This window comes from Nitrincola sp. A-D6 (assembly GCF_000764495.1).
Taxonomy (GTDB): Bacteria; Pseudomonadota; Gammaproteobacteria; order Pseudomonadales; family Balneatricaceae; genus Nitrincola.
Window position 1 is genome coordinate 1 of sequence record NZ_JRLB01000065.1, and the last position, 868, is coordinate 868.

An 868-nucleotide genomic window follows, 5' to 3' on the forward strand; every position below is an offset into this window, starting at 1 on the left:
CCCCTTTTAGGGTATGAAAATGCTAAAGCACTGGAGTAGAAGGGTGGGGTGGGCAGTATTTCTGGTTGTGATGGCTACAGTGGTTCTGTTGGTTTTGCGCCAACCTACGCATCAAGGGCCTTGGTTACTTGGTCAAACGTATTTGCCTGAAGTAACAGTCGTGGATAGTCGCTATTTTCATGTCAATCATCTACGCGATTTTCGCTACGATTCCAGCGGAGAAATACGCTCGGCAGACTATCGACAATCTAGTTATGATATTGAGCAACTGCAGGATGTCTGGTTAGGCGTATCGCATTTTTCCGGTATGGGTTTAGCACATGCCTTCGTCAGTTTTGGTTTTGCAGATGATCAATATCTGGCAGTTTCGTTTGAGGCACGTTTGCGGCCGGAGCAAAGCTATAGTCCGGTGAAAGGATTACTGAATCAGTACCCCAAAATGCTGGTGCTGGGCACAGAAGCTGACATTATCGGTCTGCGCAGTCATATACGTGGCGAACGCGTTTTACTCTATCGTTTGCAACTGGATGAAGCACAGCAGGCTTATCTATTACGTGGTTTGATGGAAGATGTCACCGATATTCTCGAAAAACCGCGTTTCTACAATACACTGCTGGACAACTGCGTCACCAGTCTGCTTCGCCATGATCCTGAACATTCAACCTGGGCAGGTTTACTCGATTATCGGGTGTTATTGCCCGGATTTGGAGATGGCTTTGCACAGAAAAAAGGCTGGATCAGCGATGCACTGACTCTGGAACAACTGCGTGCACAGGCAAGAGTCGATGGGACGATCAGTCCTGAAAACCCGGATTATTCACAACTAATTCGTGTCAGTAAGTAAAAACAAAAAGGGATCAGCAAAAGG

At 46.9% G+C, this 868-nt stretch carries 1 protein-coding gene; it reads left to right on the plus strand.

What is annotated here, in order from left to right:
• Nucleotides 1-43 precede the first annotated feature (43 nt).
• The gene (locus LH51_RS11105) at nt 44-844 is read left to right on the plus strand and encodes a lipoprotein N-acyltransferase Lnb domain-containing protein (RefSeq protein ID WP_036522239.1); all 801 of its coding nucleotides are present in this window, start codon (nt 44-46) and stop codon (nt 842-844) included.
• Nucleotides 845-868: the final 24 nt, after the last annotated feature.